Here is a 20,231-nt window from a genome sequence, read left to right as displayed (position 1 = left end):
GGTGCGCTCCCCGAGCCCGATCCCGTCCTCGTCGCGGCGTCCAGGAGGCCGTCTGACCGACAGGAGACAATGGACTGTGGCGGAGACCGTCGGAGGTCGGGGTATCAGTTCCCGAGACTGTCCAGTGCGGCTTGGAGCAGGCCGCCGATCCGCTCTGCGATCGGCTGCATCGCCGCGTTGCCGGTGAGTTCGCGCATCGTCTGCGGGTCGATGGCCTCCACGATGGTGGTCGTGGAGTCGACGGATCGCACGACGACGTTGCACGGCAGCAGCAGTCCGATGGACTCCTCCGCCTGCAGCGCCTCGTACGCGCTGGGCGGGTTGCAAGCGCCGAGGATGACCTGCGGCCTGATCTCCACGCCGAGCTTCTTCTGCAGGGTGGCGGCCATGTCGATCTCGGTCAGTACGCCGAAGCCCTGGGCGGCCAGCGCCTCCCGGGTCGCGGCGAGGGTCGAGTCGAACGGCTGGTCGATGGTGGTACTAAGGGCGTAGCCCATCTCTTCCTCCTGCATCGTTGGGTAGGTGCCCTTGACCAAAGTAGTCCCAGAGCTGAGGTCAAGACAGAGTCGGCTGCAGGCGGGACTGTCGCGGTCCGGAAAGCGATGGGCTCAGGGCCTCGACAAGTGATTGGCAGCTATGGGCATGACGGACCGGTCGTTCGAGGGGGGGTGTTAGTCAGGCTCCCCCATGGGGTAGGAGTTGGCGGTGCTCGCGGGTCTGGTCATGATGGCGTTGGTCGCCGTCGTCTTCCTCCTGGGCCTCTATCTGGTGCACCGCGTCGCCGCTGTCGCGAGCGATCCGTTCGTGGCGCTGCCGTTCCAGTCCGGATGGCAGCCTGAGGAGCATGCGCTCTCGCGTTACCACGTGCGCTGGTACCTTCCCTCATTGTTGTTCCTCGCCTTCGACATCGAGATGCTCTTCATGTACCCGTGGGCCCTCCCCGCGACGGACACATCGGATGAGTGCTCTCGATCGGAGAGGCCGATGGAGGGCATCCACGCCTGCCCGTGCGCGTCGACCTGCGACGGCTGGGTCGGGGCGTAGGTAGGATCGGCCTGCCGTCGGGCGCCTCGACATTCACCCCCGGCGCGATGCGGAAACTTGGCAAGTAGAAGCTGGGGATCAGCCTGCTCAAGACGATCAGCGCGAACGGTGCCGTATGAGAATGTCAATCTGATCTGGGACCGGCTTGCCATTCGGATTCGGGACCACCACGGCCCGGTCAACGGGTGAGAGAGCGGGTGTCCCCAAGCGCTGATGGTGTTGTGTGGCACGTCTCGTCGTCAAGGGTGCTCCGCGCGTTCGCGGATGGGGCAGCGTCGAACGCCGTCCCCATGATCGTGGTCGACCGGCAGGGAAGGATGGCGTCCGGACAAGCAGTGAACTCCGTCATCGCCGGCAGGCAGCTCTGGGGCGCCGTCTCACTCGCGCTCGTCGCCGAGTTCGTGTCATACGCACAATGAGTCAGTGACCACTGTATAGTTCAGTGCATGCTGACTATTGCTTCGCGTCTTGATGTCATGAACCGGCTCGGCCGGGCCATGGCCGACCCGACGCGCTCCCGGATCCTGATGACCCTGCTCGACGGGCCGAGCTACCCGGCAGTGCTCTCGCGTGAACTAGAGCTGACCCGTTCGAACGTTTCCAATCACCTGACCTGCCTCCGCGACTGCGGGATCGTGGTCGCCCGGCCTGAGGGCAGGCAGACGCGGTACGAGATCGGCGATCCGCATCTCGCGGCGGCGCTCACCGCACTCGTAGACGTGACCCTCGCGGTCGACGAGCACGCGCGGTGCGTGGATGCTGCGTGCACGGTGCCGGGCTGCTGCGGGACGGGGGCGGGCGAGTGAGTGCGGCGTGCGGCTGCGAGCACGAGCCTGAGGCCAGGCCGGATGAAGAGGCAGAGGAGGCTGAGCGTCCCTGGTGGCGGGACCGCGGGATCATGGTCCCGGTATTCTCCGCTGTCGCGTTCCTCGCTGGACTGGTCGTTGAGTGGACGGTCGGCGAGCCCGCTGAGACGGCCTCGCTGGTGCTGTTCTGGGTCGCCCTGCTGCTGGGCGCGTCGACGTTCGTGCCGGGCGCGATCCGGAAGGTGCTCAAGGGCAAGCTGGGGATCAGCCTGCTGATGACGATCAGCGCGGTCGGCGCGGTCATCCTCGGCTACGTCGAGGAGGCTGCCGCGTTGGCGTTCCTCTACTCGATTGCCGAAGCCTTGGAGGACAAGGCGATGGACCGCGCCCGTGGCGGGCTGCGGGCGCTGCTCAAGCTGGTCCCTGAGACCGCGACGGTTCGCCGGGGTGGCGCAGCTGTCGAGGTCGCCGCGAAGGACCTCCAAGTCGGGCAGCTCATGCTGGTGCGCCCAGGCGAGCGGGTCGCGACCGACGGCGTCATCCGGTCCGGGCGCTCCAGCCTGGACACCTCGGCGATCACCGGGGAGTCGATCCCGGTCGAGGTCGAGCCCGGCGACGCGGTCTCGGCCGGGGCGATCAACACGGCAGGGGCGTTGGAGGTCGAGACGACCGCGGCGGGCACCGACAACTCGCTCACCACGATCGTCGAGCTGGTGGAACAGGCTCAGACTGAGAAAGGCGACCGCGCCCGCCTCGCCGACCGCATCGCCCGCCCCCTGGTCCCCGGCGTGCTGATCCTGGCCATTCTGGTCGCGATCATCGGGTCGATCCTCGGCGAACCGCATCTGTGGATCACCCGCGCCCTCGTGGTGCTCGTGGCGGCGTCCCCGTGCGCGCTGGCGATCTCCGTCCCGCTGACCGTCGTGGCTGCGATCGGCTCGGCGAGCAAGTTCGGCGTGATCATCAAGTCCGGTGCCGTGTTCGAGCGATTCGGCGTGATCCGCCACGTCGCCGTCGACAAGACCGGCACCCTGACCCGCAACCAGCCCGTCGTCACCGCCGTGCTCACCGCCGACGGGGTCACCGAGTCGGAGGCGCTAGCCTGGGCGGCCGCGCTGGAGCAGCACAGTACCCACCCTCTCGCGGCCGCGATCACTGCCGCGGCACCTGGAGCGGCCGCGGCCGAGGATGTGACCGAGCAGGCCGGGCACGGCATCGAAGGCATCCTCGATGGCGCGCGGATCACCGTGGGCAGCCCTCGCTGGCTCGACGCCGAAGGCCTGGGCGACCAGGTCGCGGCCCTGGAGGAGCAGGGCATGACGGTTGTGATCGTGCACCGCGACGGTGAGCCTGTCGCCGCGATCGGCGTGCGCGACGAGCTGCGCCCCGAGGTCCCCGAAGTCGTCCGCACCCTCGCCGCGCAAGGCATCAGGGTCACCATGCTCACCGGCGACAACGCCCGCACCGCCCGCGCCCTGGCCGCGCAGGCCGGGATTGACGACGTGCGTGTTGAGCTGCGCCCGGAGGACAAAGCCGCGGCCATCGGCGAACTAGGCGAAAACCGCTCCGTCGCGATGATCGGGGACGGCATCAACGACGCTCCAGCGCTGGCCGCCGCCGACATCGGCATCGCGATGGGCGCGACCGGCTCCGACGCCGCGATCGAATCCGCCGACGTCGCCTTCACCGGCCACGACCTGCGCCTGCTCCCGCGCGCGTTCGACCACGCTCGCCGCGGGCGGCACATCATCAACCAGAACATCATCCTCTCGCTGCTGATCATCACCGCACTGCTCCCGCTGGCGCTATTCGGAGTCCTGGGGCTTGCCGCGGTGGTCCTCGTGCACGAGATCGCCGAGGTCGTCGTCATCCTAAACGGCCTGCGCGCGGCTAGAACACGCGCATGACCAGGCAGAACCTCGCCGCCCAGGTCGAGGACGAAAGTGCTGGCGCACGGCCGAAGCAGACGAGAGCGCTGCCCGTCACCCTGGTAGTTGCCGTGATCGCCGTCGTGCTCGACCAGGGCTCGAAGGCCCTCGCTGCGGCTCAGCTAGCCCCGGGTGACCGGATCCCGCTGCTCGGCGACCTGTTCGGCCTGTCCCTGGTCTACAACCCCGGGGCCGCGTTCTCGCTCGGCTCCGGAGCCACCTGGATCTTCACCCTCGTCGGGGCCCTCGCCGCCGGGAGTGTGGTCACTTTCGCCGCGCGACTACGCGGTGCACGATGGAGCCTTGCGCTGGGGCTGGTCCTCGGCGGTGCAGCCGGCAACCTCGCCGACCGGCTCTGGAACCCACCCGCCTTCGCGCGCGGGAACGTCACCGACTTTCTCGCCTACGGCGACCTCGTCATCGGAAACATCGCCGACGTCTTCGTCGTGCTCGGCGTCGTCCTCATCTGCCTGAACCTCCTCCGGTCAGGCCCACACCAAGCGACGAACAATGAACAAACCGGAGACGCCTCATGAAGGTCGAACTCCTGCACATCGTCGACTGCCCGTACACGGAGGCCTTCCTTCGCGTTCGGTGAGGACTTGAAAGAGGAGCTCGGCTCCTCGTTTGTCGTTCCATGTAGCCGAGCTCATCGACCTATCCCGATGTCGGCATAGATGTATGTCGGATTAACGGTGTGTATGGGTCCGGCCTGATCCGACGGGAGACGGCCGTTACTGACACGACCGAGATGGTGGAGATGATCGACCCCGTGACGGGAGAGATCATCGATCAGAGGCAGCTCACTGAGCAGCTACTCGCCCAGGCGAAGGCTCAGGGGATGTCCCTGGTCGGCCCGGGCGGGTTGTTGTCCGGGCTGACCAAGCAGGTCCTGGAGTCCGCCTTGGAGGCGGAACTGACCGAGCACCTGGGCCACGAACATGGCGCGGCGCCGCTGGGCACGAAGATGCGTAACGGGACCCGGGCCAAGACGGTGTTGACCGAGATCGGCCCGGTCGAGATCGAGGTCCCGAGGGATCGCGACGGCTCATTCACGCCGGTGATCGTGCCGAAGCGGAAACGGCGCCTGGACGGGATCGACCAGATCGTGTTGTCGCTGAGTGCCCGCGGCCTCCCGACCGGGGAGATCGCCGCCCACTTCGAGGAGGTGTACGGCGCCAGGGTGTCCAAGGACACCATCAGCCGGATCACCGAGAAGGTCGCCGGTGAGCTGGCCGAATGGTCCAGCCGACCGCTGGACCCGCTCTATCCGGTGATCTTCGTGGACGCCATCGTGGTCAAGGTCCGCGACGGCCAGGTCCGCAACACCCCGTTCTACGTTGTAATGGGCGTCACCACCAACGGGGAGCGGGACATCCTGGGGATCTGGGCAGGCGACGGCGCCGAAGGGGCGAGGTTTCTGGCTGCAGGTCTTCTCCGAGCTGAAGAACCGCGGCGTCGACGATGTGCTGATCGCTGTCTGTGATGGGCTGAAGGGCCTGCCGGGGGCGATCACCACCACCGGGGACCGCACCGTCGTGCAGCAGTGCATCGCGCATCATCCCGACGTCTTGGTTATGCCGAGTTCGGTTTCGTTTGTGCTTGTCAGGACGGCGTGAGGGGTGGATCGTTCGGCATAATCGCGTGGCCTTCACAGGTTGGTGAGCCAGGTCAGGAGTGCGTCGTCGGGTTGGTAGCGGCCGGCGGGGATGTCGGGTAGCCGGGTCCGGTCGAGGGCTTGTTGTTTGATGACGAGGTCGGCGTGGAGATGGATGCCGGTGGTGGCGATTTGTTCGTGGCCAAGCCATAGCGCGATCACGCTGGTGTCGATGCCCGGCGTGGAGGAACCGCATGGCGGCGGTGTGTCGCAGGGTTTGAGCATGGACGTACCTTCCTGAACCAGCGCCCCAACGCCGGTCCCGATCAAGAGCTACAAGGACTTCAGATCAGCCTCGGGATGGTACGTTCCCTCACGTCACCCCGGCGAAGACCATTCACAGGTTCTGATCATTTGCTCCGGGCGAGACCGACCAGAATCCGAGCGTCGTCCACACCACCTCAGGACTGGAGCGGCTCGGTGTGGCTCACCTTCGACTGTCGTCTCACAGCGGAGTTTGCCAATTGGCGACGAGCACCTGTAGCTGCGCGATGATCGAAGCCCAGATGCCGGTGACCTGCATGATCCCCACAGCCATCAGCAAGACGCCGCCGACCTGAGTGATCCGGCGAGCATGACGGCGGGCGAGCGCATACATCTTGAACGCTCGTTGGATACCCATGGCTGCCAACAGGAAGGGTAGCCCGAGGCCGACGCTGTAGGCGAAGGACAGTAACGCTCCTCGACCGGCGCCGCCGGTACTGAATGACAGGCCGAGAACGGCCGCGAGTGTAGGGCCGATGCAAGGTGTCCACCCGACCCCGAAGAGGACGCCCAGCAGAGGCGCGCTCGCGACGCCGAGGCGAGGCTTGAAGCTCACCCGGAACGAGCGGGCGAACAGTGGAATACGTCCCAAGACGCCGGCGAATATCAGCCCTAGCAGAATGGTGAAGACGCCCAGTACCTTGATGATGAGGTCTTGGTGCTTGAGTAGCAGGGTTCCGGCGGCACCAAACGCAGCCCCGTAACTGGTGAAGACGGCGGCGAAACCGAGCACGAAGAGCAAGGTTCCAATGACCGTGCGACTGGGGCCGCGCGGTCGGGGAGTTCTCGCTGCGACAGGGGTGGCCGTGTGCGCGGTGCCGCTGGGATGGTTGGTTGGTTGCGTGTTGGCAGAGGCTGCGTCGGCGCCCGCGGTGCCGGTGACATAGGCGAGATAGCCGGGCACCAGCGGTAGACAGCAAGGACTGAGGAACGACACCAACCCGGCAGCCATAGCCACCGGGATAGCGACAAGCAGGGGTCCGTACGCGACCAGATCGCCGGGGTTCACCTGTTGGCCTCACCGAGGGCGATCTCGTCCTTGAGTATGCCCTTGAGGGTGTTGTAGGTGACGGGCCCGATGACTCGGGTGGCGACTTGGCCATGAGTATCGACGACGAGGGTGGTGGGGACCACTGTGGTGGGGATGGTGTCCCGGAAAGCGAGCAACACTTCGCCATTGATGTCTTGAACGCTTGGGTACGGCACCCTGAAGGTCCTCACAAAGGCCTTTGCTGCGTCGAGGTTGTCCCGGGTATTGATGCCGACGAAGCGAACACCCTTATTGGCGTACTCGTTGGCTAGTCGAACCAGGTCAGGAGTTTCGGCCCGACAAGGTGCGCACCACGATCCCCACACGTTGATAACCACGATGCTGCCCGCCAAGCCCGACGGGGAGAATGCCTCGCCATCTAGCGTGGTGCCTTCAAGCTTGGGTGCTCCAACGCGCTTTCCGGGAGGGTAGAGGTCTAGGCCCGGCTTGGTCTGGAGGCCGGCCTGAACGCCCGCAGCAGGCGCTCCACGGTTGTCGGTGTTCGTCCACGGGCTCCACAAGATGACGATGGACACCAATGCGACGACGCAAAGACCCCACACAACGGGCCGTGTGCGCCGGACCGCCTCGACGGCGTTCATAACGGCTGCGACCCGATCTTCTGTTCAGACTCGTGCGGCAGCCTGATTCGGACGCCGGCGATTGCCGCACAGTTGGTAGTAAGCGACACACTCTCACCATCCTCGACCCACGCCACTGATCCCGGCAGCCAGCTCACGCCCAACTGTATGAGCAGCTGTCAAGGTTGAAGATTCCCCTCGATTCGTGAGTTCTCCCGGACGTTCCCGTCTGGGAGTCCTTTGGTGAGCATGACGCCGGCTACTGGGCCACGCAGACCCAGGCCGAGGAGGTCAGGGTCGCCCGAGCGGTCAGTACGTCTGGAAACCGACTCGCACCCATGGGGCGGTCGTGTCCCACAACGCAGCCTCAACTGATCCTCGTCGATCGAACGAGCCGTCCCGGTTCCGGCGGCCAGTGGCGTACCGCGATCTTCAGCGTCCCCTGGGCCATGACAGCTAGCGCGGCGGCGTAGCCGTCCAGTGGCGCGGACAGCTCGCGCACTACAGGGCAACCAACCTCCGTAGGCCTGGCGGGGTCGAGTGTTCGGTGTGCGGTCGCCTGCGCCTTGAGCAGGGCCTCGCTGCGCACCCACCGTGGACCGCGCGCCGCGCTGTCGAGATCGGATAGGCGTTGCACGTCCACCCCCACGGGGCCGTGTCCGCTCACGGCGACGACGACCAGCAGGCCTGAGTGGGACACCGCGGCCCACTGGGCGGGTGTACCCGGTCCCACGATGTTTGGGGCGCCGTGCGGGCCTCCACATTCGTTGCAGGTCCGGTCGATGACCACGTCCGCGGGCGAGACTCCCATCCGATCGGCAACAGCCACGCGGAGCAGGGCAGCGCCAAGGAGAGATCTCGCGCGGTCTGCGGGACGATCGAGGGAGTCGACCCGCGCCCGTTCTGTGGGGTCAAGCAGATCGAGGACTGACCGGTCGGCAGCGGTGAGAGTGGTCCACCAGACCATGACGTCCACGATTTACACTCCGATTCTGTGACCTAATCCAGTTAGGATAGCCTTACCTGCGTGAGTCTCCTGACGGCCCCGGCCACACGCCGCAGCCTGTTGCCGACTCACCGTGGGCCATCGGCCGATCGACCGGCGCTGATCAGCACCTCTGGCGCGGTCCTCTCCCACGTCCGGCTGGGCGAGATGGTCGAGGAGCTCGCCGCCCGGCTGCCGGACGTCGGGAGCGGGCGCCGGCTGGTCCATGTGCCGCTGCGTCCCGACGTGGACAGCGTGACGGGATACCTCGCGACGCTGGCGGCTGGACACGCTGCCCTGGTGACGCCGGCAGCGGCCGAGACGATTCTGGGCCGGTATCGGCCCGACCTCGTCGCCACCGGAGACCCGGACCGTCCCTTCGAGGTCCGCTCGACCACGCCTCAACACCTGCTGCACCCCGAGCTCTCGCTGCTGCTCAGCACCTCGGGCAGCACCGGCTCCCCGAAGCTCGTCCGGCTCGCCCACCGCAACATCCTCAGCAACGCTTCCGCGATCGCCGCTGCGCTCCGCCTTACCGAGCACGACCGTGCGCTCACCAGCCTGCCCCTCCACTACTGCTTCGGGCTGTCGGTCCTGCACTCCCATCTCGTCGCCGGGGCCTCAGTGGTGCTGCACGACGGCTCGCTGCTGGCCCGGGAGACCTGGAACGTCGTCGACCGACTCGGCGTCACGACATTGGCGGTGGTGCCGCACTCGGTCGAACTCATGGAATCGACGGGCGTCCTGAACAGGCCGCATCCCTCGCTACGCCTCATCGCCCAGGCGGGGGGACGGATGCCCCGCGAGCGTGTCTTGCGAACGGCCGCCCTCGGGCGCGAGCACGGCTGGGGGCTCGCGGTGATGTACGGCCAAACCGAGGCGACCGCACGCATCTGCGTCCTCGACCCGACCGACGTCGCCCGGCACCCGGACGCCGTGGGCCGGCCGGTGGCAGGCACGTCGGTGCGGGTCGACCCGACCGTGCCGGAGGCTGCCGACGGTGTCGGTGAGGTCCTGGTACGGGGCTCGGGGGTCATGATGGGTTACGCCGAGCACCCCGACGATCTGGCCCTCGGCGCCATGCTCACCGAACTCCGTACCGGCGACCTCGGCACCATCGGGGACGACGGCCTGCTCCGACTCCACGGTCGACGATCCGGGTTCGTCAAGGTGATGGGGCTCCGGGTCGATGTGGCGCGCGTGGAGGAAGCGCTCACCGCCGCGGGCCTGACCGCCTGCGTGAACGGGGACGAGGACGGCCTCACCGTCGCAGTCCAGCCGCAGCCCGGGACGCCGGCCGCCACTCTCGAGCATCGCGCCCGCGACCTCGCCGCCCGGGCCTCCGGGCTGGGACCGGCCGCGGTCCACGCCACTGCGATGGACCTGCCACGCCTGCCCAGCGGCAAGCTCGACCGACCGCTGTGCGCGGCACTGGTGAAGAGCACCCGGGTTGCGACCACCCGGGAGACGAGGGCCGGGGGTGGCGTCCCCTCGCTGGCCACCGACGTCGCGACCGCGATCCGTCACGTCCTCGGACGAGACGCCATCGACCTGCGCCGCACCTTCGTCCAGCACGGCGGCGACTCGCTCAGCCACGTCCAGGCCTCGGTGCGCCTCGAAGGCCTCCTCGGCCCGCTCCCGCCCAACTGGCACCACCGCCCGCTGGCCGAACTAGTCGAGCTCGGCACCACCCGCGCGAACCACCTCACAGCGTCACGGTGGTCGTCCGACCAGCCCCGCGGCTGGTGGTCCTGGCGTGTCTGGCACTCGGTGGAGGCGTCAGTGGCGATCCGCGCCGTGGCTGTGGTGCTCATCCTCGGCTCGCACGCCGACCTCTTCACGTTCCGCGGCGGCGCGCACACCCTGTTGGCGGTTGCGGGTTTCAACGCCGCTCGCTTCGGCCTCTCGGCACCTACTGTCGGGGGCCGCTGGCGGGCGGGTGCCCGGACCCTCGTCGGCGTAGCCGTCCCCACGATCGTGGTCGCGCTCATCGGCATGGCGAACGGGGGGCGCTACGGGTGGGGCAACGTGCTGCTGGTGAACTGGTTGACCGGCCCCGTGTCCCAGGCCAGCCACAACGAGTTCTGGTTCGTGGACACACTCCTCGCCTGCACCGCGACGATCACGGCTGTGTTGTCCATCCCGGCCGCTTCCCGGGCGTGGCGACGTCATCCCTGGCGGGTTGCGATGATCCTGACGACCCTCGCCCTCGTCCCACGATTCGTCATCCTGAACGAGGGAGAAGGTCTGCTGCGCGGCATGATGCCGACCACGATCTGGCTGTTCACGCTGGGCGCCGCGGCGGCGCACGCCGACACCGGCTGGCGGCGCGGCCTCACCCTGGTTCTCGCCGTCGTCGGGGGCGTCGGGTTCTTCCCCGCCGACCCCGCCCGCAACGCCGTGGTCATCGCCGGCATCGTGGCGCTCACCCTGCTGCGCAGCGTGCGTCTCCCTGCGCCGGCCGTCCCTGTGGTGAGCCTGCTGGCTGCGGCATCCCTCTACATCTACCTCGTCCAGTTCCAGATCATCACCTTCGCGTCCGATCCCCTCACCGGGGCGGTCCTCTCGCTCGCGACCGGCTGCCTCCTTTGGCGCCTGGCGGACGGTCCCGTGCGGCGGCTCCAGGGCCTGGTCCCACTCCCCACCAACTCGAACGAAAGGCTCCCGTGACCCGCACTCACCGTCTCCGGACGGCCGCCCTGATCGCACCGGCGCTTGGGCTCGCCCTGACAGCCTGCTCAGCGGGTTCGGCCCCGCCACAGGAGACCTTCCAGGCGCAGCCCGGTGTCCTGCAGATCTACTCCTCGCAGCACCGTAACGTCACCGAGGCCTGGGCCAGTGGATTCACCGCCAGGACGGGAATCCGAACTCAGGTCCGGGAGGGCCAGGACTCCTCCATGGGCCAGATGATCGTGGCCGAGGGAGAAGCGTCCCCCGCCGATGTCTTCCTGACCGAGAACTCCCCCGCCATGACCGTGGTCGAGCGCGCCGGCCTCCTCGCACCGGTTGCGGCGACGACCCACGGCCAGCTGTCCGAAGGGCTGGCACCCTCGTCGGGACTCTGGACGCCGATCGCCGCCCGCTCCACGGTCCTGGTCTACAACCCGGCCCAGATCAGTGCCGACGAACTCCCGTCCTCGATCATGGACCTCGCCAGCCCGGAATGGGCCGGGCGCTGGGGCGGCGCCCCGGGCGGGGCCGACTTCCAGGCCATCGTGGCCGGGATGCTGGCCGAGCGGGGCGAGTCCGAGACGGCCGCCTGGCTCAAAGCCCTCGCAGACAACGCCGAGGTCTACCAGAACAACATCGCCACCATGAACGCGGTCAACGCCGGTCAGGTCCCGATCGGCATCATGTACCACTACTACTGGTACCGCGACCAGGCCGGGACGAAGGAGGGCAGCGCCAACACCGCCCTCCACTACTTCGGCGGCCAGGATCCGGGCGCCTTCGTCAGCCTGTCCGCCGGTGGAGTGCTCGCCTCCTCCGACATGAGCGCCGAGGCGCAGCAGTTCCTCGCCTACATCACCAGTCCCGAGGGCCAGCGCATCCTCGTCGAGAGCGGATCGATGGAGTACGCGGTGGGCGCCGGCGTCGAGTCGGACCCGGCACTGCCGCCCCTGGCCGGCCTGTACGCCCCGGTCGTCGACCCGTCGGCGCTCAACTCCGAGACTGTGGTCTCGCTGATGACTGATGCAGGCATCCTCTAGGGCGCCCGGCGGCGTCCTCCTGCTCGCCACCGCGGTCGCCGCCCTCACCGTCCTGCCGCTGCTGGGCGTCGTCGCCAACGCGCTCTCCGCCGGCACCCAGCTCGCGGCCGACTACCTGTTCCGCCCCCGGGTCGGTGAACTGCTGGGCAACACCGCCCTGCTCGTCGGCGCAACCGTGCCCGCCACGGTGGTCGTGGGCGCCATCGCAGCATGGCTCGTCGAACGCACCGACCTGCCCGGGGCCGGGGTGTGGCGGGGGTTGCTGCTCGCCCCGCTCGCAGTGCCGGCGTTCGTCAGCGCCTACGCGTGGGTGACTGTGGCGCCGGAACTCACCGGCTTCACCGGCGCCGCCCTGGTCACCTCGATGGCCTACTTCCCGTTCGTGTTCCTTCCCGCGGCGGCCCTCCTACGCGCTCTGGACGGTGGTGACGAGGAGGCCGCCCGCTCTCTCGGTCTCTCCCCGGCGGCTGCCGTAATGCGCACCGTGCTGCCGCGACTGCGCCCCGCGTTGAGTGGCGGCGCCCTGCTGGTCACGCTCCACCTGCTCGCCGAGTACGGCGTCCTGGAGATGATGCGCTTCCAGACGTTCACGACTGCGATCATGCAACGCTACGCCGTCGGCTTCAGCGACGCCTCCGGAAGCCTGCTCGCATCAGTGCTGCTCGGACTCTGCCTGCTGGCCCTCGTCGCCGAAGTGCTGGCCCGAGGCCGGCGCCGGGTCGCGCAAGTCGGCGCCGGAGCCCCGCGCCGCCCCGCGCCGGCGCGACTGGGCGCGTGGACGGCTCCCGCCCTGGCCTTCCTGACCGCGCTGGTCTCCGCATCTCTCCTGGTACCGATCGTGACCGTGATCCGCTGGCTGGTCGCTGCCCCGTCCGGGGCTGGGCCGGTCGGCGCGCACCTTGCCCAGGTCACGATCAGCACGCTGGGCCTGGCCCTCCTCGGCGCGGCAGCGGCGACCACCGCCGCACTGCCGGGGGCCTGGCTGCTGGCCCGCCATCACTCGGCCCGCACGCTGCTCCTCGAGCGGGCCACCTACCTCGCCAGCGCGCTCCCCGGGGTCGTCGTGGGCCTCGCCCTGGTAACCCTCTCGGTACGGTGGGCACGCCCGATGTACCAGACCGTCGGACTCATCGTCGTCGCCTACGCCATCCTGTTCCTCCCCCGCGCCATGGTGTCGTTGCGCGCCGGCCTCGCCGCGTCCCGCCCCGAACTCGCCGAGGCCGCCCGCTCGCTCGGGCTGGGCGGCGGGGCAACCTTCCGGCGCGTGGTCCTGCCTCTGATCGGGCCGTCCGTGTTGACCGGGATGGTGCTCGTCGCTCTTGCTGTCGGGACGGAGCTGACCGCAACCCTCCTGCTCGCACCCACCGGAACCGACACCCTCGCCCTGGCGTTCTGGCGCGAGGCCAGTGAACTCGACTACGCGGCCGCCGCCCCGTACGCCGCCGTGATGGTGGCGCTGTCGGCCCCGCTGACCATCCTTCTCCGTCGGCAGATCGTGGAGGTGCCATGAGTGAAGTTGTCCTGCGCGGCGTCACAGCAGGCTACGGCGGCGAGGAAGTCCTCTCCGAGGTCGACCTGACCGTTCGCGAGGGCACCACAACGGCCGTGCTCGGAGGCTCCGGCAGCGGCAAGACCACCCTCCTCCGGGTCATCGCAGGCTTTCTCCCCCCACGCTCGGGAACCGTCGCCGTCGGAGGCTCCCCCGTCGTCGGGCCGGGCACCTGGGTACCGCCCGAGCGCCGGGGCGTCGCCTACGTCCGGCAGGACGGTGCGCTGTTCCCCCACCTCTCCGTGGCCGGGAACATCGCCTTCGGCCTCCCCAGACCCCGCCGCCGTCACCGCGAGCGGGTCCTGGAACTGCTCGACCTGGTCGACCTGCCCGCATCCATGGCCGACCGGCGCCCGGATCAGCTGTCCGGCGGCCAGCAGCAGCGGGTGGCCCTCGCGCGGGCGCTGGCCCCCGGGCCCGCCCTGGTGTTGCTCGACGAGCCCTTCTCCTCGCTCGACGCCACGCTGCGCGCTGCCACCCGCGAGGCGACCGCTCGGGCACTGAAGGGCGCGGGCGCCACCGCGATCCTGGTCACCCACGACCAGGAGGAGGCGCTCTCCATCGCCGACGAGGTGGCCATCCTCGCCGCCGGGCGGTTCCGTCAGGTGGGCCGCCCGGAGGTGGTCTACCGCGAACCCGTCGACACCGGCGTGGCCACCTTCCTCGGCGACACCGTGCTTCTCCCCGGCACCGCGGCCCACGGACAGGTCGAGTGCCGGCTCGGCAGGCTGCCCGTCTCGGGCCCACAGCCCGGGGGACTTGTCGAGGTCATGATCCGTCCCGAGCAGATCAGCCTCACCGCCGCGACGGCGGGGGCGCTCGACGCCACCGTCGGCAGGGTGACCTACTTCGGACACGACGCACTGGTCGAGCTTGTCCTCGCCGATCCTGCCGGGGTCTCTCCGTTGCGGGCGCGCGTCATGGGCCCGCAGGCCCCCGCCCCCGGCGATCGGGTGGGCGTGTCGGTACAGGGTCCCGTCCGCACCTTCCCGGACCGGCGCACGAATCCGCCCGTCGCGACAGTGTCCGGCTGAGGCAGCCGAAGCGGGGATCGGTCGCGCCCCACGACTGCGCTCAGGTTCCCGGAAGAGAAGGCAGCGGAGGTCCGGCTGAGCTCGAGGTAGCGCGAACCTATCGGGATGCGTTGGGGGCGCCATCGAGGGCCGGGAGCACCCAGAAGGCAGCGAGATCGATCAGGGTGCGGGTCATCGGCGCCAGACTCGCGCGCAGCTCTGCGTGGCGTCGTGGCTTCAGTGGTGGTCGGGCGTCGATCGAGGGATCCCTGGGTGAAGGCGTCCTTGCGATCAGGTCGATCAACGGGACGAATCGAACGGCGGATACCTCGGAGATATTTGCTGGCGCGGACAGGGACGGTGAGTTCGACCAGGCCAGGACGGGCGTGACGAGGAACCCGCTGTCAGGTAGGGCGAACCGGGGCAGGGTGGCAACGACGTGCACGCTTTCCGGATCAAGTCCTACTTCTTCGCGCGCTTCCCGGAGGGCTGTGGCGATTGCGTCGTGGTCGTCGCGGTCGTGAGCGCCTCCGGGGAAGGTGACCCGACCGGGGTAGTCCCCAAGGTCGGTGGCGCGTTCAGTGAGCAGCACTTCCGGTCCGGCGGGCCCGGACGTGATCAGGATCAGGACCGCGCTGGGCCGGAGGGTCACCGGGCGGGCCAGCGCGGGGCCGTCGGCTGGGTTCTCGGCAGCGACCCGTGCCGCCCAGTCCGGCATGGGCGGGGTCCAATCGGGTCTGCGTTGGGGGTCCTCGCTGGGGGCGGGGTGCCACTGGGTTTGACCGGAGGCCAGCCGCAGCGTGGCGACACCGGGTTCGGGCCCGGCGCCATTGACCAGGCGCAGTTGCTGCCCGAATCCGGGGTGACCGAACACGGCCCTGGCCGGGCGGGGCGAGGCCGCGCCGGGGGTGGCGGCCGGCCATTCTGCGGGGTTGTTGGCGACGACCACAAAGGCCCGGTTCGCACCGACGAGCTGGGCGGCCGGGCCGCCGAAGGCGGTGAGTGTCTCGCTCATGGCAGGCACGAGGACGAGGTTGGCGCCGACCTCGGTGAGGGACATGGACGGCGTCCCGGTTGAGCAGGTCACGGCAGACGAGGACCACCGCGTGCCACCCGTCGGTCCCGACGTGGACGCGGATCTGGGGGTAGGGGTCGGCGTCGACGCCCTCGGTCACGGGCCGATCGGCCGGACTGAACTTGTCGTGGACCAGGGGGTGGGCCAGGCCACGGACCCAGGTGAAGGCCCGGTTACGGCGGGTTCCATCGGCCTCTGGTGTGTGGACGCTGCCGGCGACCAGCACGTTGGGCCCAGCGGCGTCGGTGACCCAGTGGCGGAGGCGTTGGGCCAGGGCTGGGGTGAGGGCCAGTTCGGGCAGGACCACGATGGTCGCGCCCTGGTCCACGGCGGTGCCGATCAACGCGTCCAACTGGGCGCCTTGGCGTCGCTCGTCTGCGGGACCGATGTGGAAGACGCGCCCGTCGGGTCCGGCGGGGAACTCCAAGTCGGCCAGGGAAGCGTTGGGGTGCACGGTGGCGAGTACCGTATCGGCGCCCAGGAAAGGTGCCCCCGTTTCGGCCAGAGAGTAGTCGAACACGACGTGGAACTGGGCGGCCCACTCACCGGCCAGGCGGACGTGCCGGGTCTGGTCGAGGCGGTGCGCCAGACGCCACGGTGGCGCGGTGGGCACCAAGGTCGTCACCGCAGTGACGTTCGCAGCCCCCAACGGCACGGGGTCGCCCACTCCGGGACGGTAGGGGCTTCGGGCGCGGAAGGACGCGCTGAGGCTGACCTGGTATTGCTCATCGATGAGTTCAGCCACCCGGTGAGCCATTGCCACGACAGGCACATCGTCGTCCCGGGCGAAGAGGGTAGCCAGCTCACCGCGGACAGTGTCGTCGAGAGAGGACCGATCGCGGGTGCCGACCATGGTCCGGCGCACCGGGTCGACCCGGGCTTCGAGTGCGGTCTGGACCGGTCCGTCCGTCATCAGGGCTTGCAGCTGTCGGTGGTGGTCCCGGCACCAGCGCAGCAGCACGGTGAGGACGATGAGTGGCTCGGCCTCGGCGGCCACGGCCTCCCGCAGGGCGGTGAATCGGTCGGGTTCGGCCACCAGAGCGGCGACGCAGGACGGGCAGGGCTGAGCGGACGGGGCCGCGCCAGCCACGGCGCGCTGGGTTTCGGTGGTGTCGCAGCAGCACGTCGGCGCAGCTGCCGCCGCGGGCGGCGCCTCTGGGTGGCGAGGGGTCATCGTTGTCCTTGGCTACGTCAGAGCTGTGGCCAACGCGTCCCGGGCTGCCAGTCCTGAGGGGCTGGCTGGGCTGATCCCTGTGCTGGCTCTCTGGCTCCGGCGGGCCGGTGCGCCTCGTGTCCAGCGTGCCCGGAAGCCTCGGTCGGCCGCTGCCCATCCCGGTCCTGGTGGCCATGCCCCTGGCCCTCCCCTTGGCTGTGGCCATGACCGCCTCCGCATCCACCGGAGCCGTGGCCTCCGTGGCCACGCAGGTGCATGACGAGCATGCCGCCGACGAGCGCGATCCAGATCCAGTTGCGTACAAGGAAGTCCAACATCATGAACCTGCCGTTCTGAGGGCTGGTGCCCTCACACGAGCCAGTCTCGGCAGCTCTGGTTGTCGTTCCGCTGTCGCCGGATCAAGGTTTCATCAAGACCGGGGATCGACAGCGTCGGAGGAGGTGCCGCCGGTGACGGCGGCTGGGTGGTTGCGCGGGGACCTGAGCTGGATGAGCGGGAGTGCGGCCAGCACCAGGACGATCCCGAGCCACTGGCGGGGGGTGGGTGCCTCGCTGAGAAGCAACCACCCGAGCAGAACGCCGAATACGGGTGTCAGCATCGTCCAGGCGGTCAGCCTGACGAGCTCAGCGCGGCGGACCTCGGCGAACCAGAGCAAGTTCGTGGCAGCCGTGCCGATCACGGCGATGAAGGCCAGGACTGCGAGGAACTGAGGCGTCCACGCAACCTTGGGCGCGCCTTCCGCAGCGGCGGCCCACGCGGCCAGGGCGGCGCCGCCAACCAGGAACTGGAGCGCCGTGAGCGCAACGACGTCCACGTCCACCAGCCGCCGGGCGATGAGGGTTCCGACGACCGTGGCCGCCGAGGACGCCAGCGACAGCAACGCCCCGGCCGTCCCGGCCCCGCTCGCGGCTGCCGCGACTCCCAAGCCGACGAAGCCGAGGAGCAGCCCGGCCAGCGCCCATCGGGTGGGCCGCTCCCGGAAGAGCAGCCATGCCGGCAGCACCATGAGCAGCGGCTGGGAGTTGGCGAGCACTGCGGCCACGCCACTGCTCACCCCGGCAGTCCCTGCGAACATCGCGGCATACGCGAGGGCCACGTTGACCAGCCCCAGCACGAGCACCCATGGCCACGCGGCCCGTGGGGGCGGCCGCCAGCCGGTGCCAACGGCTGCAAGCAGCACGACCGCGCCGGCCACCAGGGAGCGAAGCGCGGCGAACCACAGCAGGGGGGCGTCCTGCAGGCCCCAGCGGATGGCGACGAAGCAGGCGCCCCACCCGGCGGTGATCAGGACCATCCGGCCGGGGCGCGGGACGAGCGCCGGTCGGGGCATGCCGGTGCCCATCCCGGATTTCACGACGCCCGGCGGGCGCGACCGGGCCACACGCCGTCTGGGGCGTCAGCCATGTCGATCGGTCCTGGACCTGGAGCGGGCACTGTGGAGTGCCTGGAACACGCGAGCGGCCAGGGCCAGCGTGACAGCCAGGACGATGCCGCTGACTGCGACCCGCAGACCGGTGGCTGGTGACCCTGGTGAGGAAAGCGCCGCGCTGAGCGATCCGGCGGCCAGCGTCGCCACTAACAGGAGGATCCACAGGCTGCTGCGGGCTCGCCGAGCAGAACCGTTGCGCGCCGGAGGGCTTGTCATGGCGGTTGTGGACTGCCTTCCTTCGTCGCTCACATGCCCAGGTGGGTCTTGGCCGTGGTGAAGGCCATCAAGATCGTCAAGACGATGATGGCCGCCACGATGGCGCTGGCGATTGTCATGGCAACTCGGCGGTGTCGCCACGCGCGGTGCGGGTTGCGGTCGATGAACGGCAGGGCCACAAGGATGGTGAACAGGGCGCCGCCGCCGTAGAGGATCCCTGACAGGCCGATCCAGTTCTCCAGGGTGAACATCCACCAGAACGGCCACATCGGCTTGGTCACCTCGATGCCCTCGACGGGCGCCGGACCGACTGGGGGTGGGAAGGTGACGGCCAGCAGGCCCAGGGCCCCCAGCAGGGCGAGCCCGAGCGCGGAGATCCGGCGCAGGTGGTGGGTGAACGGCTCGACCGGCTCCGCTGCCGGCGCGTCGGTGGACTCGTCGTCGGCGGTCAGCGATGGGTGGGGGGAGATGCGGTGCCGCTTGACCAGGAGCGCGTGCAGCGTGAACAGCACGACGATCAGGCCCGGTATGAGGACGACGTGGGCGCTGTAGAGGCGGATCAGGATGGAGACCCGGTTGGCGAAGTCCGGGGAGAACCACAGGCCGCCGCCGCCGAGCAGGTTGGCGACCTCGACGTTGTGCCCGAGCGCCTCGTACCCTTCCTGGTCCCACTTGAGGACGGTTCCGGTAAACAGGGCGAAGATCACCAGCCCGAACATGGCGACACCGATCAGCCAGTTGCCTTCTCGGGGGCGCTTGTAGGAACCAGTGAGGAAGACCCGGAGCAGGTGCAGGGCAGCGGTGACGTACATTGCTTGGGCGGCCCAGAAATGCACGCCGCGGACGAACCACATGCCCCACTCGTGGGTGACAATGTGCCGGACCGAGGCGTTGGCCTCCTCCGGAACCGGAGCGTAGAACTGGGTGAGCAGGATCCCGGTCACGACGAGCAGTACCAGGGCTGCGGCGGTGATCCCGCCCAGGCTCCACGCGATGTTGTTCGCGTGCTCCGGGACGGGATAGGTCAGCGCGGTGATGCCGAGCCGGTCATCGACGACATCGAGGGCGCGGCGCCACCACGGGCGGGTCGCAGCGGTGTTCGGGCTGGTCGAGATGGCCGGGTCGGCGCGGAGGGTGCTCATGGTGTCTCCTCCCGGGATGCTTGGGCGTCACGGTCAGCGGGTTGTGCCAGCCTGCGCCGCAGCTGTGCCGGGGTGTCGGCTGGGCGGTAGCGATAGGCCAGGTAGCTGCCGCCCAGCAGCAGCGCCAGCGACGCGATGGCGAGGATCCAGCTCGGGGCGGGCGCGTCGGGCCGGCCGGCAAGCTCCGGTTCGATGGTCCGGGTGCCGGTGGACATGCCGGTGGCGGGTGGAAGCGCGGCGACCGCGGCACTGATGGCCTGCGCGAGCAACTCCTGGGCGCGGGTCACCTGGTTGGCTTCGAGTGCCGCGCGCGCCTGCTGCACCTTCGCGATGTCGACCCCCGCGTTGTCCGAGGTCTCCAGAGCGTCGTCGACCTTCTCCATCGCCACCTCGATCCCGGCCGCGCTCGTGTCGTGAGCCAGGTGCCCCAATGCCTGCTGCGCCAGCACGTACCCAACGGTTGTCTCCTCGCCCCCGTGTGCCGAGGCAGTGGCTGCACCGGCTACGGCGAAGAGTCCCGCGAGGATCACCACCAGCACGGCCCGCCGGCCCGGTCGAACTGCGGTGGCCTCGATCGGCACAGTCGTGCCGGTGCGACTGTCTGGACGTCGCGTCATAGTTCAGGGTC

The 20,231-nt window shown here is 69.2% G+C and carries 17 protein-coding genes and 1 pseudogene; 9 read left to right on the top strand and 9 right to left on the bottom strand.

Annotated features, from left to right (window positions below):
- Positions 1 to 104: 104 nt before the first annotated feature.
- Positions 105 to 512, bottom strand: coding sequence for a DUF302 domain-containing protein (locus tag ACFQQJ_RS06820; protein WP_377105233.1), 408 nt, complete (start codon positions 510 to 512; stop codon positions 105 to 107).
- A gap of 193 nt (positions 513 to 705) precedes the next feature.
- Here ACFQQJ_RS06820 and ACFQQJ_RS06815 point away from each other — a divergent pair, with 193 nt between their 5' ends.
- From ACFQQJ_RS06815 to ACFQQJ_RS06795, 5 genes and pseudogenes are all read left to right on the top strand, one after another.
- Positions 706 to 1,044, top strand: a complete 339-nt coding sequence (locus ACFQQJ_RS06815; protein ID WP_377105232.1) for an NADH-quinone oxidoreductase subunit A — start codon at positions 706 to 708, stop codon at positions 1,042 to 1,044.
- Between the two features lie 446 nt (positions 1,045 to 1,490).
- Positions 1,491 to 1,850: an ArsR/SmtB family transcription factor gene (locus ACFQQJ_RS06810; protein ID WP_377105231.1), complete on the top strand. Its 360-nt coding sequence runs from the start codon at positions 1,491 to 1,493 to the stop codon at positions 1,848 to 1,850.
- Entirely contained in the window at positions 1,847 to 3,757 is a 1,911-nt protein-coding gene (locus tag ACFQQJ_RS06805) for a heavy metal translocating P-type ATPase (RefSeq protein WP_377105502.1), read from the top strand. Before ACFQQJ_RS06810 ends, ACFQQJ_RS06805 begins: the two co-directional genes overlap by 4 nt.
- Positions 3,754 to 4,314, top strand: a complete 561-nt coding sequence (gene lspA, locus ACFQQJ_RS06800) for a signal peptidase II (protein WP_377105230.1) — start codon at positions 3,754 to 3,756, stop codon at positions 4,312 to 4,314. The genes ACFQQJ_RS06805 and lspA overlap by 4 nt, the downstream gene beginning before the upstream one ends.
- Before the next feature lie 284 nt (positions 4,315 to 4,598).
- Positions 4,599 to 5,337 (top strand): annotated as a pseudogene (locus ACFQQJ_RS06795) (IS256 family transposase); the annotation flags it as partial.
- Positions 5,338 to 5,429: 92 nt separating this feature from the next.
- Here the strand turns inward: ACFQQJ_RS06795 and ACFQQJ_RS06790 are convergent.
- The 4 genes from ACFQQJ_RS06790 to ACFQQJ_RS06775 all read right to left on the bottom strand — a co-directional run bounded on the left by ACFQQJ_RS06790 (position 5,430) and on the right by ACFQQJ_RS06775 (position 8,277).
- Complete coding sequence (locus ACFQQJ_RS06790) at positions 5,430 to 5,660, bottom strand: hypothetical protein (protein ID WP_377105229.1); 231 nt, start codon at positions 5,658 to 5,660, stop codon at positions 5,430 to 5,432.
- A 220-nt stretch (positions 5,661 to 5,880) separates the two neighbouring features.
- Entirely contained in the window at positions 5,881 to 6,708 is an 828-nt protein-coding gene (locus ACFQQJ_RS06785) for a cytochrome c biogenesis CcdA family protein (RefSeq protein ID WP_377105228.1), read from the bottom strand.
- Positions 6,705 to 7,265 (bottom strand): TlpA family protein disulfide reductase, encoded by a 561-nt coding sequence (locus tag ACFQQJ_RS06780; RefSeq protein WP_377105227.1) that lies wholly within the window; start codon positions 7,263 to 7,265, stop codon positions 6,705 to 6,707. Before ACFQQJ_RS06780 ends, ACFQQJ_RS06785 begins: the two co-directional genes overlap by 4 nt.
- Positions 7,266 to 7,677: 412 nt before the next feature.
- Positions 7,678 to 8,277 carry a 4'-phosphopantetheinyl transferase family protein gene (locus ACFQQJ_RS06775; protein WP_377105500.1) on the bottom strand — a complete coding sequence of 200 codons (600 nt, stop codon included), beginning with the start codon at positions 8,275 to 8,277 and terminating at the stop codon, positions 7,678 to 7,680.
- Positions 8,278 to 8,337: 60 nt separating this feature from the next.
- Here ACFQQJ_RS06775 and ACFQQJ_RS06770 point away from each other — a divergent pair, with 60 nt between their 5' ends.
- Genes ACFQQJ_RS06770 through ACFQQJ_RS06755 form a run of 4 tightly spaced genes read left to right on the top strand, consistent with a single transcriptional unit; the run spans position 8,338 to position 14,588 of the window.
- Positions 8,338 to 10,965: an AMP-binding protein gene (locus tag ACFQQJ_RS06770; protein WP_377105226.1), complete on the top strand. Its 2,628-nt coding sequence runs from the start codon at positions 8,338 to 8,340 to the stop codon at positions 10,963 to 10,965.
- Positions 10,962 to 12,005: an extracellular solute-binding protein gene (locus ACFQQJ_RS06765; RefSeq protein ID WP_377105225.1), complete on the top strand. Its 1,044-nt coding sequence runs from the start codon at positions 10,962 to 10,964 to the stop codon at positions 12,003 to 12,005. The genes ACFQQJ_RS06770 and ACFQQJ_RS06765 overlap by 4 nt, the downstream gene beginning before the upstream one ends.
- The gene (locus tag ACFQQJ_RS06760; RefSeq protein ID WP_377105224.1) at positions 11,989 to 13,515 is read left to right on the top strand and encodes an ABC transporter permease; all 1,527 of its coding nucleotides are present in this window, start codon (positions 11,989 to 11,991) and stop codon (positions 13,513 to 13,515) included. Before ACFQQJ_RS06765 ends, ACFQQJ_RS06760 begins: the two co-directional genes overlap by 17 nt.
- A complete protein-coding gene (locus ACFQQJ_RS06755) occupies positions 13,512 to 14,588 on the top strand; it encodes an ABC transporter ATP-binding protein (protein ID WP_377105223.1) in 1,077 nt (358 codons plus the stop codon). Before ACFQQJ_RS06760 ends, ACFQQJ_RS06755 begins: the two co-directional genes overlap by 4 nt.
- A gap of 97 nt (positions 14,589 to 14,685) precedes the next feature.
- On the opposite strand, the gene ACFQQJ_RS06750 is transcribed toward ACFQQJ_RS06755, so the two are convergent.
- The 4 genes from ACFQQJ_RS06750 to ACFQQJ_RS06735 all read right to left on the bottom strand — a co-directional run bounded on the left by ACFQQJ_RS06750 (position 14,686) and on the right by ACFQQJ_RS06735 (position 20,052).
- The gene (locus ACFQQJ_RS06750) at positions 14,686 to 15,627 is read right to left on the bottom strand and encodes an NUDIX hydrolase (protein ID WP_377105222.1); all 942 of its coding nucleotides are present in this window, start codon (positions 15,625 to 15,627) and stop codon (positions 14,686 to 14,688) included.
- 1,598 nt (positions 15,628 to 17,225) lie between these two features.
- The gene (locus ACFQQJ_RS06745; RefSeq protein ID WP_377105221.1) at positions 17,226 to 18,146 is read right to left on the bottom strand and encodes a DMT family transporter; all 921 of its coding nucleotides are present in this window, start codon (positions 18,144 to 18,146) and stop codon (positions 17,226 to 17,228) included.
- 344 nt (positions 18,147 to 18,490) lie between these two features.
- Positions 18,491 to 19,603: a cytochrome b N-terminal domain-containing protein gene (locus tag ACFQQJ_RS06740; protein WP_377105220.1), complete on the bottom strand. Its 1,113-nt coding sequence runs from the start codon at positions 19,601 to 19,603 to the stop codon at positions 18,491 to 18,493.
- Positions 19,600 to 20,052 carry a hypothetical protein gene (locus ACFQQJ_RS06735; RefSeq protein ID WP_377105219.1) on the bottom strand — a complete coding sequence of 151 codons (453 nt, stop codon included), beginning with the start codon at positions 20,050 to 20,052 and terminating at the stop codon, positions 19,600 to 19,602. Before ACFQQJ_RS06735 ends, ACFQQJ_RS06740 begins: the two co-directional genes overlap by 4 nt.
- Positions 20,053 to 20,231 lie beyond the last annotated feature (179 nt).

It is taken from the genome of Propionicimonas sp. T2.31MG-18 (genome assembly GCF_964266745.1).
Classification (GTDB): Bacteria; Actinomycetota; Actinomycetes; order Propionibacteriales; family Propionibacteriaceae; genus Propionicimonas.
Note: the sequence above shows the minus strand (reverse complement) of the source record. Positions and strands in the feature narration are given on the sequence as shown.

Bases quoted from the DNA above. Each gene is read 5' to 3' on its own strand.
- ACFQQJ_RS06820 (WP_377105233.1), bottom strand. From the start codon at position 512: ATGCAGGAGGAAGAGATGGGCTACGCCCTTAGTACCACCATCGACCAG.
- ACFQQJ_RS06810 (WP_377105231.1), top strand. From the start codon at position 1,491: ATGCTGACTATTGCTTCGCGTCTTGATGTCATGAACCGGCTCGGCCGG.
- lspA (WP_377105230.1), top strand. From the start codon at position 3,754: ATGACCAGGCAGAACCTCGCCGCCCAGGTCGAGGACGAAAGTGCTGGC.
- ACFQQJ_RS06790 (WP_377105229.1), bottom strand. From the start codon at position 5,660: ATGCTCAAACCCTGCGACACACCGCCGCCATGCGGTTCCTCCACGCCG.
- ACFQQJ_RS06775 (WP_377105500.1), bottom strand. From the start codon at position 8,277: ATGGTCTGGTGGACCACTCTCACCGCTGCCGACCGGTCAGTCCTCGAT.
- ACFQQJ_RS06760 (WP_377105224.1), top strand. From the start codon at position 11,989: ATGCAGGCATCCTCTAGGGCGCCCGGCGGCGTCCTCCTGCTCGCCACC.
- ACFQQJ_RS06755 (WP_377105223.1), top strand. From the start codon at position 13,512: ATGAGTGAAGTTGTCCTGCGCGGCGTCACAGCAGGCTACGGCGGCGAG.
- ACFQQJ_RS06750 (WP_377105222.1), bottom strand. From the start codon at position 15,627: ATGTCCCTCACCGAGGTCGGCGCCAACCTCGTCCTCGTGCCTGCCATG.
- ACFQQJ_RS06745 (WP_377105221.1), bottom strand. From the start codon at position 18,146: ATGCCCCGACCGGCGCTCGTCCCGCGCCCCGGCCGGATGGTCCTGATC.
- ACFQQJ_RS06740 (WP_377105220.1), bottom strand. From the start codon at position 19,603: ATGAGCACCCTCCGCGCCGACCCGGCCATCTCGACCAGCCCGAACACC.